Consider the following 13,162-nt stretch of genomic DNA (forward strand, 5'->3'; position numbering starts at 1 on the left):
AATTGCAAATCATAATAAGTATATCACGAATAGTTATCCGGTTAAATAGAAAAAAGCAGAAGATATTCTTAGCATTTGCCTTTTTGGCAAAAACCTGGAGCGCTTTTATCTATAAAAATGTTTGTTTTACGAACTATTGTTTTCATCCTTTTTCTATGTTATAATAACCTTAGTTGCATGGGTAGCCGCAATTTTGCGGAGCTCTTGCCTGGTCGTGCGGACCAGTGGCGCCTGTCGAGCTTTCGGCAGGCGCTTTTTTTATATCTGCTGTCTTATATATTTTTACCTTATTTTATGCTATAATCAAAGGAGGAAACATATGAAAAAGCAAGTATCTAATCTTGACAAGCTCACTCTTTCCAACGATTTTCTGTTCAAGCACGTTATGCTCAGAAAGCGCATCTGCAAGCATATTCTAGAGGAGCTTTTACACACCAAAATTGCAGATATCACCTATCTTGAAGCAGAACAGACACTTGATGTTTATCCCGACAGCCATGGTATTCGTCTGGACGTCAGAATTGCTGACGACACCAATACGCACTATAATCTCGAAATGCAGGTCAAAAATCCTGTCAGCCGTACTGGTAAATTTCAACTTCCCAAGCGCACTCGCTACTACCAAGCCATGTTGGATACAGACATGCTGCAAAAGGGACAGGATTATGACGAGCTTTCTCCCACTTATATCATCTTCTTCTGCCTGTTTGACTTCTTTGAGGATTCCCAGCGTATTTATACTTTTAAAAGACGCTGCCTGGAAAACATGGAGATTGAATTAGCAGATGAAGCTGCTATTATATTTCTTAACACATTAGGCACTAAGGGCGATGTATCGCCGGATATTCAAAGCCTGTTTGACTACATCAACAACAATACAGTTACCAGCAACTTCACTCGCGAGGTTGCTAATACGATTACGGAAATCAAGAATGATAAGAAAGTGAGGGATTCCTATATGACTTACGAAATGCGTATGAAGGATATTCGTGAAGAATCTCTTGCCGAAGGTGAAGCTAAAGGTAGAGTTGAAGGTATAGCCGAAGAAAAACTTGCCACTGCTAAGCGTCTTTTAAGCATGGGTTTGTCAGTACAAGATGTCGCTAAAGGTACTTCGCTTTCTGTTGAGCAGGTTGAAAATCTTAAGGCTGAACAAGCTTGATAAGAAAGTGAGGGATTCCTATATGACTTACGAAATGCGTATGAAGGATATTCGTGAAGAATCTCTTGCCGAAGGTGAAGCTAAAGGTAGAGTTGAAGAAAAACTTGCTACTGCTAAGCGTCTTTTAAACATGGGCTTATCAGTACAAGATGTCGCTAAAGGTACTTCGCTTTCTGTTGAGCAGGTTGAAAATCTTAAAGCAGAGCAAAAATAACCAAACCATAACAGAAAAACCTAATCCCTACCACCACCGCCGTGTGCTTCAGCACACGGCTTTTTCTCTGCCAGCAAAAAAAATCTCCCGCACGCTGCCAAACGCAGCTCGGGAGATTTTCTACTATAATAATATAAGCCAGGCCTTAACGCCTGCTATCTGAAAGCAGCCTCTTATTTGCCGCTGTCAAAAAGTGCTTCCACAAACTTATCCGGCTCAAAGGGACGGAAGTCCATAATGCCTTCGCCTACGCCGATCCATTTAACCGGCAGTCCCAGCTCTTCCTTAATTGCAACTACAACGCCGCCCTTAGCAGTGCCGTCGAGCTTTGTGAGTACAACGCCGGTAACCTTGGCAGTTTCCATGAACACCTTAGCCTGATTGATTGCGTTCTGGCCGGTAGTAGCATCCAAAACCAGGAAGGTTTCGTGCGGAGCTTCGGGAATTTCGCGCTTAATAATGCGGTGAATTTTTTCCAGCTCATTCATCAGGTTAGCCTTGTTGTGCAAACGGCCTGCAGTATCAATGAAGAGAATATCGGCCTTGCGCGCAATAGCGGCCTTCATAGCATCAAACACAACTGCCGCCGGGTCGGCACCTTCTGCATGGCGGATAACGTCGCAGTGCGCACGCTCGCCCCAGATTTGCAGCTGTTCGCCTGCTGCGGCACGGAAGGTATCGCCTGCTGCCAGAACAACCTTGTATTTGAACAAAGTGAAATAATTTGCCAGCTTGCCGATAGTAGTAGTCTTGCCTACACCGTTAACGCCAACAACCAGAATAACCGTCGGCTTGGCACCGATACGTGTACGTTGGCCGCTGTCTGCCAGCATCTCTGCCATATATTTTTTCAGGAACGGAATAACATCCTCGGTACCGCTGATTTCCTTCTTCTTCGCAGCCTTGCGCACAGCATCAATCAGCTTTTCGGTAGTTTTTACGCCTACGTCCGCAGAAAGCAGAATCATTTCCAGCTCATCAAGGAAATCATCGTCAATCGTTGCAGACAGGCCTACAAGCTCCTGAATGCGGTCAGTAAAGTTGCGTCTTGTTTTAGAAAGGCCTTCCTTTAAACGCTCAAAAAATCCCATTATTCATTCTCCTTTGCATTTATTTTTACGGATAATAATTTAGAAACACCGGATTCTTCCATAGTTACGCCATACATGATATCAGCGCATTCCATCGTTCCCTTACGGTGCGTAATCACGATAAACTGCGTGTTTCCTGCATAATCACGCAGGAAATCGGCAAAACGCTGAATGTTGGCATCATCCAGAGGCGCGTCAATTTCGTCCAGGATGCAGAACGGCGAAGGCTGGTAGCTCAAAAGAGCAAAGAGCAATGCGATAACCGTCAGCGCTCTTTCGCCACCGCTCATCAGATACAGGCTCTGCAGTTTTTTGCCGGGTGGCTGGACATCGATATCAATACCGGAATCCAGCAGATTATCCGGCTCGGTGAGCCGCAGCACTGCCGTACCACCGCCAAATATCTTGACATAGCATTGCGCAAAGTATTCGTTGATTTTGGCAAAGGCCTCCTTGAAGCGTTTGGTCATACCGCTGTTGATTTCCGCGATAACAGCCTCCAGATTTTCCTTTGCTGTACACAAATCATTATATTGCTTACACAGGAATTCGCTGCGCTCCTTCACTGCGTTATATTCTTCAATCGCTGCCGCGTTAATTGGTCCCAAATCCGCAATCTGCAGCGTCAGACGGCTTTCCTGTCTTTGCAGCGCCGCAAGATCCATGTCCTGCAGCTCGGCAAAATTCTGACCGCGTGCCGCCGCCTCATCCAGCTGATAATCCTGCTGCAGCTGCTCACGTATATGGCCGCAGTTGCTTTCGTGCCGTGCCAGGTCCAGCTCTGTCTGCTTCAGCTGTGCTTCACTGTCATTCACCTGCTTGCGCAGTCCGGCAATCTCTTTTTCAATATCCTGCTGTTTATCAAGCAGGCTGCCGCGCTCCTGAGCAAAGTCATCCTTGCCGCCCAGAATCTGCTGCAGCTGTAACATAATCTCATCGCTTTGCTGCTGCAGCTTCTGCTTTTGCACATCGCAGTCGGCAATTTCCTGCTGTCTGCGCTCCTGCTCTTTTTGGTTGGCAGCAATTTCTTCCTGCAGCCGCAGTGTATCCTGATCCAGGCTGTGCATAGCCTTGCTGATATCCTGCGTGCGTGCGGCCGAGGTCTGCAGCGTAATTTGGGCATCCTGCAGCTGGTTATCCAATGCGGTAACCGCACTGCCGTATTTGGCAATTTCCTTCTTCAGGTTATCCAACAGCTCCTTAGCCTGGGTATCCTGACCTTCGCGCTCGGCAACTGCCGCACGCAGCTCCTTAACCTTATCACGGTTTGCCATATAGGCCGCGGTGATATTGCTGCGATCATCCAAAAGCAGCAGCAGGCGTTCGTTGTCGCGCGTTTTCTGTTGCTGCACCTGCTCCAGATTGAGCTTAAGCCTGTCGGCCTTAAGCTGCTGTTGACGCAACTGTGCAGCAAGCTGCTGCAGCTGCTCCTTCTGATTTCCTTCGGTTGCTTCCAGCTCCTCCAACTTTTCCTGCCAGCTGAGCATTTCGGCATGCAGCTGCTTCACCTGCGCTGCCGCCTGAGCAATTTCTACATTACGGCTCAAATAGCCTTCCTTATGCTTTTTGCTGCCGCCGCTCATACTGCCGCCGGCATTTACCACATCACCGTCCAACGTAACTACGCGCAGACGGTAGCGACCGGCCTTTGCCGCAGCCAAGGCAGCATCAATATTTTCGGCAATCAGCACTCTGCCCAGCAAAAAGCGTACCGCACTTTCCGCCTCAGGCTTATAGCCGATTAAATCAACCGCATAGCCAAGAATTCCCGGCAGCTTCGCCAGTGCTTCCTCCTCGCGGTTCGGCCCGCGACGCTGCACGGTATCCAGCGGCAGGAAGGTTGCGCGTCCGCTACCAGTACGCTTTAAAAAGGCTATCGCTTCCTTCGCCGCATTGGCCGAGCGCATCACCAGGTTCTGCGCACCCTCGCCCAACGCGGTTTCGATAGCAACGACATATTTATCTTCTACCTGCAGCAGCTCAGCTGCCACGCCTACAACCTGCTCACGCCAAGGCTCCTGTGCCTTCAGCACCGCTTTGATGCCGTAGCTGAAGCCCTCGTAGCTCTGCTGCAGACGCTTTAAGCTCTGCTCGCGTGTTTCGGCAGCAGTCAGCTGACGTTGGCACTGCTGCTGACTGCTGCGTACAGCCTGCAGCTCCTTTTGCCCTGCATCATAGGCACTGCGCAGCTCCTCGCCCTTTTTGCGCACCAGCTCCATGCCGTGAGCGCACTGCGATTGCTGCTCCAACAGGCTGTTGTACTGCTCCTGTGCCTGACGGTCTGCCGCTTCGGCTTCTTCTATACTTTTCTTCAGGGCCTCGCGGCGACGTGCGCGCTGCTCCTGCTCCTGTTCCAGATTGTGCAGCTCGTTGCGGAGATTAATCAGCTCCTGCATACCGCTGAAAAACTGCGATTGCGCCTGCTCATCATTGCACTTCGCCTCTTCCAGCTTGGCGCTCTGCTCGTCACGCTGCGCCTGCAGCTGCTTTACAGCGCCATCAGCCACAGCATGTCTTTTTTCGACAGCATCAAACTCTGCTGCCAGCTCCTGCATCCTTGCTTCCTGCTCGCGCACCTGCTGCTCTAAACGTTCATTGCGCTGCACAAGGCGTTCGCCGGCCTTTTCGTTCTGGCTGACACGTTCATCCAAAACCTTTTGGTCGCCGCGCAGCTTTTCCAAAGCAGTTTCGCGGTTTTTGATATCATCCTGTAATTTATTATAAGCCTCGGCCAGCTTATCCAGCTCCTGCTGTACCTTTACGGCCTCGGCCTGCATGCTGCCTACCTTCGCTGCCTGCTCGGAATAAGCACCTGCCGCTGCTTCCTTTTTCGCCTGCAGCTCTCTGCCTGTTTCCTCCAAAGCGTCTAAGCGACGCAAAAGTACAGATAAACGGCAACGGCGCAGCTCCTCGCTCAGCTCGTTGAACTGCTGCGTTTTGGCTGCTGCCTGCGCCAAAGGTTCTACCTGCGCATCTACCTCACTGCGGATATCGTTGATACGCGTAAGATTGTTGGCCGTATCATCCAGCTTACGTACCGCATCCTTCTTACGCAGGCGGTACTTAGCAATGCCTGCAGCCTCTTCGAACAGACTGCGTCTGTCCTCAGGACGGCTGTTTAAGACCTCATCAATTTTATTTTGGCCGATAATGGACATCGAGCCCTTACCAAGACCGGTATCTGCCATCAGGTCGATTATATCCTTCAGACGGCAGCTTTTCTTATTAATCGCATATTCGCTTTCACCGCTGCGGAAAATGCGGCGCGTCAGGCTTACCTGCTCAAAATCGAGCGGCAGTGTTCTGTCGCTGTTATCAAAATCAACGGTGACCTCTGCTACGCCCAACGCTCTGCGCTTGCCGCTGCCGGAGAAGATAACATCCTCCATTTTGCTGCCACGCAGATACTTGGCGCTCTGCTCGCCCAACACCCAACGGATGGCATCCGAAATATTGCTCTTGCCTGAACCGTTCGGTCCGACAACAGCAGTAATTCCCTTGTCAAAGGTCAATTCAGTTTTATCAGCAAAGGATTTAAAGCCATAGGTTGAAAAGGACTTTAAACGCACTAGAAATCACCCATTTTCTCTAAGTCAGTTATTATATCTTTTTATTGTATCATAAAACGGTGTTTTTTTACACCTTGCAGAACTTCTCTTATGCTAAAAATTGCAAAATAACCTGCCAATGCTCTGCCAAATCCTCCAAACGCAGGCGCGCGTTGGCAGGACTTGTCGACGGCAGATAAAAAATTTGCACCTGCTCAGGCATTTTTTTTGCAAAATATTTTTTAAAGGCTGCACCCGCCTTACCGCCGTTGCAGACTACCGCCTGCAAATGCGGCAGCTCGCCTGCAAGCTCAACGACAGCGTTCGGCGCTTCGTTTTTGATATTGCTGTCCAGGCTGCCGTCACGCTCGCAATAGCCCAGCGTGTCCCACAGCGCCAAGTGATGCTTGTGCAGCAAGGCCTGCTTGACAGCGTAATCCTGTGGCACATCTTCCTGCAAAAGCAACGCCAGCAAACGCCAGAAGCGGTTCTGCGGATGTGCGTAATACTCCTGCTGCTCCAGGGATTTTATCCCCGGCATGGAGCCGAGAATCAATATTCTGCTTTGCTCGTCCGCTATCGGTGCGAAGGATTTACATGTGGACATACTCTTATCTCATCTGCCTTATCTTGAATTATCTGCAGCTCAAGCCCCGGGAAGTATTTCTCCCAATAACGCAGGTTGCAGCTTTTTTGCCCGCGCAGCTTTGATTCCAGGCGTGCAGGACAAAGGATATCAACAGCGCCGCAGTCAGTCAGCTTGGCTAATTGCGGGGTAATCTTGTCACGCAGCACTCTGCTTTTTACCAGCTCGCCCATCGCCGGGTGAAACGGTCCCGCAAGGATATTCCCCGGCGCACACAGCTCATCGTCAGGCTGCAGGCCGATGCGGATAACATTCACGCCTGCTTCCGTCAGCTCGCGATAAGCCCATGCCGCCTGCGTCACGGCCTCCTCCAGCGTCAGCGATACAAAACGCCCCGCCGCGTAGTCCGCAGCCAGCGGCGTACCCTTGATTACTAATAAAGGATAGATGCGCGCCACATCAGGCTGCATTGCTATCGCCTTGCGCACTGTTGCCTGCACGCTGTCAAAGCTCTGCTCGGGCATGCCAACCATCAGCTGCAGACCAACTTGAAAGCCGAAGCGTTTTAAAAGCGCTACCGCCGGCGCCACCTGTGCTGCCGTATGGCCGCGCTCCGCTGCCGCCAGCACTCTGTCATCCAGCGACTGCACGCCCAACTCCACCAGGCGCACACCATGCTGCTGCAAAAGCAACAAACGCTCTTCATCTATATAGTCCGGGCGTGTCGAAAGGCGCACACTGCCGATAAAGCCTTCGGCAAGCAATGCGTCCGTCAGCGCCAGCAGCTCCTCCTGCAGCTCCAGGGGCAGACCGGTAAAGCTGCCACCGTAAAACGCCGCCTCGTTGGCAGCGCTCGGTTGCAGCCAGCTGCGCCAACGCACAAGCTGTTCCTTGGCACCTGCGACAGCAGCCAGCTTCTGTCCGCTAATTGTCTTTTGGTTACAAAAAACGCATTGATGCGGACAGCCTGCATGCGGTATGAAAATCGGCAGAATAGACATAGATATCCCTTCTTTTTGAACAAAAACACAGCTTTTATATAAATTTTTCAGAAAAACTAATTAATGATAACTGTTCCTATTGACATTATCCCCTGTAGGGGGTTATTATAGTGTTGCAAGAAATTTAATAGGAATGTGGTGCAGCAATGAAATTATCTCATATAGAGTTTATAAAAACAAGTCTTCCCTTTACCTTTTCTACAATGGCGGCCTCCCTTATGGGTGCCGTCGACACTGCCGTAGTCGGGCATTTGGGGAATTATACATACATTAACGCCGTTTCTTTGGGCGCAGTAATTTTCAGCACAGTCTATTGGCTTTTCGGCTTTCTTAAAATATCTACCAGCGGTTTTGCAGCGCAAGCCTTAGGTCAGCACGATCCCAAGCTGCTCGCCGGTGCTTTTATCCGCGGAGTGCTTGCAGCCTTCGGTATCGGCCTTCTGCTCGTCATTTTGCAGGAGCCTATCTGGCGGACAGCTCTGCTGCTCTTCAACCCCGACGCAGCAACCAGGCCTATGTTGGAGCAATATTATCGCATGCTCATCTGGATTATGCCGCTGACGCTCGTTTTCCAGACAGCACAGGGATGGTTCGCCGGTACACTGCATGTACGCATTGCCGTGCTCACCGCACTTGCCAGCAACATCATCAACCTGCTGCTTGACGTGCTTTTTGTCATTGTATTGCATTATGAGGTAACCGGCGTTGCTGCTGCTACCTGCATCGCCAATATTACCGGCTTTTTGGCTATTCTGTACTTTTATGCCAAGCACAAGCCCCTGCCACTGACAGCAGTTCCACTGCGAAAAATCTTTTCCGGCCCCACTTGCCGCCAGATGCTGCAATGCGGTTCGCATCTCACCGTGCGTATGTTCTGCATGATTATCATGGTCAATAGCTTTATGCATCAAAGCTCAGCCTTCGGCGGCGAGCTTTTGGCCGCTAATTCTATTCTTTTCCAGATACAGTTCATTATGGGCGATATTCTGACCGGCCTTTCGCAGGCAGGTGCCATCTATTCCGGCATTGCCTTCGGCGAGCATGACCGCTCCATGCTCAATGATACGCTGCGGATCAGCTTTATCTGGGCCATCGGCTTCGGCCTGCTGCAGACTGTCGGCTATTATTGCTGCCGTCACGCCATTCTCAGCTGCTTCACCAATCTGCACAGCGTCATTACCACGGCGCAGCAGTACGATTTGTTTATAGCCTTCTTCCCGCTTATCAGCGCACTCGGTATCGTCTACTACGGCGTATTCAATGGTGCGCTCTACACCAAGCCTATCTGCATCTCCATGCTGCTTACCGCAGGCTGTTACCTTACCGCCTACTTTACACTCATCCCGCTTTATGGCAACATCGGCCTGTGGCTGGCCTTCCTCATCTTCTATATTGCTCGCAGCAGCTTTTTACTGTTTTTTGTTCCCAAGCTGCAGCAAAGAGTAGCTTTGGCGTAATCTCAAACAAGACTGCACGTTCTTAACGTGCAGTCTTTTTAACTTCAGCGCAGATATTGGTCAATGGCCGCTTCAAAATCCTCCAGACTTTTGCTGCCCTCACCCTTTTCGATAGCGTGCAAAATGCAATGCTCCAAGTGGTCCTTTAAAATAACCTTGGCTGTATTATCCAGCGCCTTGCGCACCGCAGCTATCTGAATCAGCACCTCCGAGCAATCCCTGTCGTTATCTACCATAGTCTTGATAGAACGCACATGTCCTTCAATGCGTGCCAGGCGGTTGACAACCTTCTTCTTATTAGGATGGTTGTGAGCGTGTGCATGAGCTTCCTGCAAAGTCTGCTGTTTTTTATCATCCTGCTGATTTAGCTCCGACTGACTGCGCACATATTCCAATAAAGATTTTTCCTCTGCCATTACTGTCACCAACCTTATCTCTACATTATTAAAAGGGAGCGCACTAAACACGCTCCCTCATTTTATTCCGCTGCCTGCGGCGTCAAAATGCTTTCGATTACCAAAGCCACGCCGTCATCATTATTGGATGCGGTAATGATTTTTGCATTCTGCTTCACGCTGTCCTTAGCATTAGCAACAGCAACGCCGATACCGGCATTGGCAATCATCTTCACATCGTTATTTGAATCACCGATGCACATAATTTCCTGCGGCTGTACGCCGTAGCTTGCCGCTACACTCTTAACTGCCTCCCATTTGTTGACACCGGGCTCCATCAGCTCCAGGAAATTGTCTTTGGAGCTGGTTACATCCAGCTTACCGGCAAAGTCCTCTTTGAACTGCTGCCATACATCGGCGAATTCTTCGCTCTTAGTCATAACAAGAATCTTGTACGGTTCTTCATCCGTATGATACAGCGCATCACCGATAGCAGTCGTCTGAATGCCGCTGATTTTGGTATACATCCGGGAGCAGTCATTCTCCTGCTTAATCAAAATGCTGTCACGCACATAAAGCTGCAGGTAATAACCCTTCTCGCGGCAGTATGCCAGCACCTCATTGGCGGTAGACAGCTTCATCTTGTGCTCATAATAAACCTTACCGCTCAGGCTGCCCTTAACGAGAGCGCCGTTATAGGTAACCAGCGGCACATCCAAGCCCAGCTTTTCCGCATAAGGACGCACGGAAACGTACATTCTGCCCGTGGCAATCAAAAAAATCTTGCCTGCGTCCAGCGCCTTTCTGATAGCTGCCTCGTTGCGCGGAGAAATCTGGCAGTCCTTATTCAAAAGTGTATCGTCCATATCGCTGGCAATCAGCTTAATTTCCATGCTCCATCTGCTCCTTTAACATCAATTTATCCAAAAATATAGCTGCTGCCGGATAAAGCAGCAAAAGAAAAATACCGTGCATAATGCCAAAGTTAAGGTCATAACCCGGCAGCATACGGCAAACAGTTACGGCACCCTCCAGGGAGAAGGCAGCCATCACCAGCATAGCCTTCAGGGAGTCATTTCTGCGTTTGGCCATCTCCTGCAGCCTCGTCAGCAAAAACTGCTTGTCAACAATAACATGCATCAGCTTCAGGCCCAGGCACATAAAAGCACCCTCGATAAAGGAGCCTGCCACCAGACCGCCCAGAGTAACAACCTGCAGCATACCGGTTACATATTCACAAAGGAAAAAAATGACGCTCAGCGTCAGCCACATTGTAGCTAAATTATACATTGTTTTCTTCAAATTAATCACCAAGATACATTATAACACAGACAGCCGTCAAATTACACTGGGCGTCTGATATTTTATGATGCTTTTAAGCATATTTTGCAAGTATTTCTGCATATTTTGTGGTAAAATAAATTTATTAACGTAAGCAGACAGCATTGTCTGTACGAAAGGAGCATTTTATATGAAGCGCAGTGATAAATTCCGCCAGGCCAACCGTGAGGCGCTGGCAACTGTTCTTGCCACCATCGCCGTCATCATCTTCTGGTGTCTGGCAGGCTTTGGACTCGCAGACAGTAATATTACTTTCTGGCATACACCTCTTTGGGTTTGGGGCGGCTGTGTAGGCACCTGGCTTTTTGCCATCGCCGTTACCGTTTTTCTGACAAAGAAGGTTTTTGTCAACTTTGATTTGGATGACAGCACGGAGGATAAGCAGCATGAGTAGTATTTTGAACATTATACCTGCGCTGGCCTTTCTGCTGATTCTTTTGAGCATCAGCGCCTATATCCAGCGCACGTCAAAGGAAAACAGACAAAAGGATTTCGCCAAGGATTACTTCATCGGCGGGCGTACTCTCGGCGGCTTTGTACTGGCTATGACCACTGCTGCCACCTACAGCAGCGTAAGCACCTTCGTCGGCGGTCCGGGCGTAGCCTGGGTTATCGGCTACGGCTGGCTGTACATGGCCATCGTCCAGGTAGTCGTCATCTTCCTCGTTTTAGGCGTATTCGGCAAAAAGATTGCCCTTATCGCGCGTGAGATTGACGCCGTAACTGTCATTGACGTGCTGCGTGCCCGCTATCATTCCGACTTTCTGGCGAACATGGCTGCCGTTGTTATTGTCGCCTTCTTCTGCGCCACTATGGTGGCACAGTTCGTCGGCGCCGCCAAGCTCTTCGAAGCAGTAACCGGCTTTTCCTACCTCACCGGCCTTACGATGTTCGGCCTGATTGTTGTCATCTACACCACTATCGGCGGCTTTAAAGGCGTTGCCGTTACCGATGCCTGCTGCGCCATCGCCATGATCGTCGGCCTGTGCATCCTCATGGGCGGCATGATGCACGCAGGCGGCGGCTTCAACAAAATAATGAGCTACATCAGCACGCAGCATCCCGATATGCTGGAGCCGCTTTCCCGCGGCAAAATGCCGATTTCGCTGTACATCAGCCAATGGCTGCTCGTCGGCATCTGTACGCTGTCGCTGCCGCAGTCCGTTGTCCGTGGCATCAGCTACAAGGATACTAAGGCGCTGCACAACGCTATGATTATCGGTACCGTTGTAATCGGCGCTATGACACTAGTCGCAACCTGGATAGGTGTCATCAGCAAGGGTGTTCTGACTGCGCCCATCACAGCCTACGGCAACAGTGTTGATAACATCATGCCTGTTGCCATCGTGCAAAGCCTCACCCCCTTCTGGGCCGGCGTCATCATCATCGGCCCCATTGCAGCAACCATTTCCACCGTTTCCTCGCTGCTGCTTTCATCGTCCTCATCTATCGTTAAGGACGTTTACATGAACATCAAGGGCAAGCGCGAAGAGCAGCTCAGCAATAATCAGATCCGCCTCTACAGTCTCGGCGCGACTGTTATCCTCGGCCTTTTTGTTTATGCCATCGCCATAAAACCGCCAAGCGTTATCTGGCAGATTAACATGTTTGCCTTCGGCGGTCTGGAAACAGCCTTCTTCTGGGTGCTGATTTTCGGTCTTTTCTGGCCTAAGGCCAACAAATACGGCGCTATTGCATCCATGGGCGGCGGCGTTATCATCTACTGCCTGGCCATGGTCTTTAAGATTAAGGTGCTTGACCTGCACCAGATAGTGCTCGGCATCGGCCTTTCCCTGCTGTGCTTCTTCATCGGCAACAGCTTCGGCAAAACAGTCGATGAAAAAACACTGCGCATCTTCTTCCCCGAAAAATTCGACGACGAAAAATAAATAAAGCCGCATATTATTCCAATATCAAAAAATCAAAATCTCTGCTTACGGTGTTTGCAAGCACCTTGGCAGAGATTTTTTATGCTCTGTTTTCTTTACAAAATTAAGTATCTGACACTGTTTACCTATGGTTTTCCTGCATTTAACAGACGCTGCTGATTGATTTCCTCATAGATAAAATTTTCTCAATGCTGACACTCCTGTCTTTTATATCCGCCTTATTCTTATTTACAAAAGCGACAAGTAGTTTTCATTAAGTAATCATAATTATCCATTGACACAGAATGTTATTTTCTGCTATCTTAAAAGTATAAGCAGTTCTCAGCCATTCACCCCACGATGCAGGAAGGAGCGTGCCGTCATGCTAAAAAAATCTGTCATTATTCTCGCAGGAATGTTGCTTTTAATTACCAGCTGCTTTGCCAACACACGCATGCAGCAATCTGCTAAGCAACAAGCAATCCCAAAGGTCAAGGAG

General features: G+C 49.6%; 12 protein-coding genes. 5 read left to right on the forward strand and 7 right to left on the reverse strand.

The features are described 5' to 3' along the window. The first annotated feature begins 319 nt into the window (after positions 1-319). Complete coding sequence (locus KAH19_RS10375) at positions 320-1,162, forward strand: Rpn family recombination-promoting nuclease/putative transposase (RefSeq protein ID WP_210684528.1); 843 nt, start codon at positions 320-322, stop codon at positions 1,160-1,162. Between the two features lie 22 nt (positions 1,163-1,184). After that, on the forward strand, positions 1,185-1,376 hold the full coding sequence (locus tag KAH19_RS10380; protein WP_210684529.1) for a hypothetical protein: 192 nt from the start codon (positions 1,185-1,187) through the stop codon (positions 1,374-1,376). A gap of 173 nt (positions 1,377-1,549) precedes the next feature. Here KAH19_RS10380 and ftsY read toward each other — a convergent pair whose 3' ends face one another. From ftsY to KAH19_RS10400, 4 genes are all read right to left on the reverse strand, one after another. Next, complete coding sequence (ftsY, locus tag KAH19_RS10385) at positions 1,550-2,467, reverse strand: signal recognition particle-docking protein FtsY (RefSeq protein ID WP_210684530.1); 918 nt, start codon at positions 2,465-2,467, stop codon at positions 1,550-1,552. Further along, positions 2,467-6,036 carry a chromosome segregation protein SMC gene (gene smc, locus KAH19_RS10390; protein ID WP_210684531.1) on the reverse strand — a complete coding sequence of 1,190 codons (3,570 nt, stop codon included), beginning with the start codon at positions 6,034-6,036 and terminating at the stop codon, positions 2,467-2,469. The genes ftsY and smc overlap by 1 nt, the downstream gene beginning before the upstream one ends. A gap of 88 nt (positions 6,037-6,124) precedes the next feature. Then, on the reverse strand, positions 6,125-6,622 hold the full coding sequence (locus KAH19_RS10395) for a DNA-deoxyinosine glycosylase (protein WP_246869367.1): 498 nt from the start codon (positions 6,620-6,622) through the stop codon (positions 6,125-6,127). Then, on the reverse strand, positions 6,592-7,602 hold the full coding sequence (locus tag KAH19_RS10400) for an elongator complex protein 3 (RefSeq protein WP_210684532.1): 1,011 nt from the start codon (positions 7,600-7,602) through the stop codon (positions 6,592-6,594). Before KAH19_RS10400 ends, KAH19_RS10395 begins: the two co-directional genes overlap by 31 nt. 146 nt (positions 7,603-7,748) lie before the next feature. Here KAH19_RS10400 and KAH19_RS10405 point away from each other — a divergent pair, with 146 nt between their 5' ends. Further along, positions 7,749-9,059: an MATE family efflux transporter gene (locus tag KAH19_RS10405; RefSeq protein WP_256437804.1), complete on the forward strand. Its 1,311-nt coding sequence runs from the start codon at positions 7,749-7,751 to the stop codon at positions 9,057-9,059. A 44-nt stretch (positions 9,060-9,103) separates the two neighbouring features. On the opposite strand, the gene KAH19_RS10410 is transcribed toward KAH19_RS10405, so the two are convergent. The 3 genes from KAH19_RS10410 to KAH19_RS10420 form a co-directional block, all read right to left on the reverse strand. Continuing rightward, positions 9,104-9,475 carry a metal-sensing transcriptional repressor gene (locus KAH19_RS10410; protein WP_246869368.1) on the reverse strand — a complete coding sequence of 124 codons (372 nt, stop codon included), beginning with the start codon at positions 9,473-9,475 and terminating at the stop codon, positions 9,104-9,106. A 62-nt stretch (positions 9,476-9,537) separates the two neighbouring features. Continuing rightward, entirely contained in the window at positions 9,538-10,347 is an 810-nt protein-coding gene (locus tag KAH19_RS10415; protein WP_210684534.1) for a Cof-type HAD-IIB family hydrolase, read from the reverse strand. Further along, complete coding sequence (locus KAH19_RS10420) at positions 10,337-10,744, reverse strand: hypothetical protein (RefSeq protein WP_210684535.1); 408 nt, start codon at positions 10,742-10,744, stop codon at positions 10,337-10,339. The genes KAH19_RS10415 and KAH19_RS10420 overlap by 11 nt, the downstream gene beginning before the upstream one ends. A 181-nt stretch (positions 10,745-10,925) precedes the next feature. Between KAH19_RS10420 and KAH19_RS10425 the strand changes: the two genes are divergently transcribed. Both KAH19_RS10425 and panF read left to right on the forward strand, forming a co-directional pair. Next, positions 10,926-11,189 (forward strand): YhdT family protein, encoded by a 264-nt coding sequence (locus KAH19_RS10425; RefSeq protein WP_210684536.1) that lies wholly within the window; start codon positions 10,926-10,928, stop codon positions 11,187-11,189. Next, positions 11,182-12,684 carry a sodium/pantothenate symporter gene (gene panF / locus KAH19_RS10430; protein WP_210684537.1) on the forward strand — a complete coding sequence of 501 codons (1,503 nt, stop codon included), beginning with the start codon at positions 11,182-11,184 and terminating at the stop codon, positions 12,682-12,684. Before KAH19_RS10425 ends, panF begins: the two co-directional genes overlap by 8 nt. Positions 12,685-13,162: the final 478 nt, after the last annotated feature.

Origin of the sequence: Phascolarctobacterium sp. Marseille-Q4147 (assembly GCF_017968825.1) — a bacterium.
Taxonomy (GTDB): domain Bacteria; phylum Bacillota; class Negativicutes; order Acidaminococcales; family Acidaminococcaceae; genus Phascolarctobacterium_A.

What these genes read in the sequence shown, in the direction of transcription:
- KAH19_RS10375 (WP_210684528.1), top strand. Translation starts at nt 320, where the DNA reads ATGAAAAAGCAAGTATCTAATCTTGACAAGCTCACTCTTTCCAACGAT.
- KAH19_RS10380 (WP_210684529.1), top strand. Translation starts at nt 1,185, where the DNA reads ATGACTTACGAAATGCGTATGAAGGATATTCGTGAAGAATCTCTTGCC.
- ftsY (WP_210684530.1), bottom strand. Translation starts at nt 2,467, where the DNA reads ATGGGATTTTTTGAGCGTTTAAAGGAAGGCCTTTCTAAAACAAGACGC.
- KAH19_RS10395 (WP_246869367.1), bottom strand. Translation starts at nt 6,622, where the DNA reads ATGTCCACATGTAAATCCTTCGCACCGATAGCGGACGAGCAAAGCAGA.
- KAH19_RS10400 (WP_210684532.1), bottom strand. Translation starts at nt 7,602, where the DNA reads ATGTCTATTCTGCCGATTTTCATACCGCATGCAGGCTGTCCGCATCAA.
- KAH19_RS10405 (WP_256437804.1), top strand. Translation starts at nt 7,749, where the DNA reads ATGAAATTATCTCATATAGAGTTTATAAAAACAAGTCTTCCCTTTACC.
- KAH19_RS10410 (WP_246869368.1), bottom strand. Translation starts at nt 9,475, where the DNA reads ATGGCAGAGGAAAAATCTTTATTGGAATATGTGCGCAGTCAGTCGGAG.
- KAH19_RS10415 (WP_210684534.1), bottom strand. Translation starts at nt 10,347, where the DNA reads ATGGAAATTAAGCTGATTGCCAGCGATATGGACGATACACTTTTGAAT.
- KAH19_RS10420 (WP_210684535.1), bottom strand. Translation starts at nt 10,744, where the DNA reads ATGTATAATTTAGCTACAATGTGGCTGACGCTGAGCGTCATTTTTTTC.
- KAH19_RS10425 (WP_210684536.1), top strand. Translation starts at nt 10,926, where the DNA reads ATGAAGCGCAGTGATAAATTCCGCCAGGCCAACCGTGAGGCGCTGGCA.
- panF (WP_210684537.1), top strand. Translation starts at nt 11,182, where the DNA reads ATGAGTAGTATTTTGAACATTATACCTGCGCTGGCCTTTCTGCTGATT.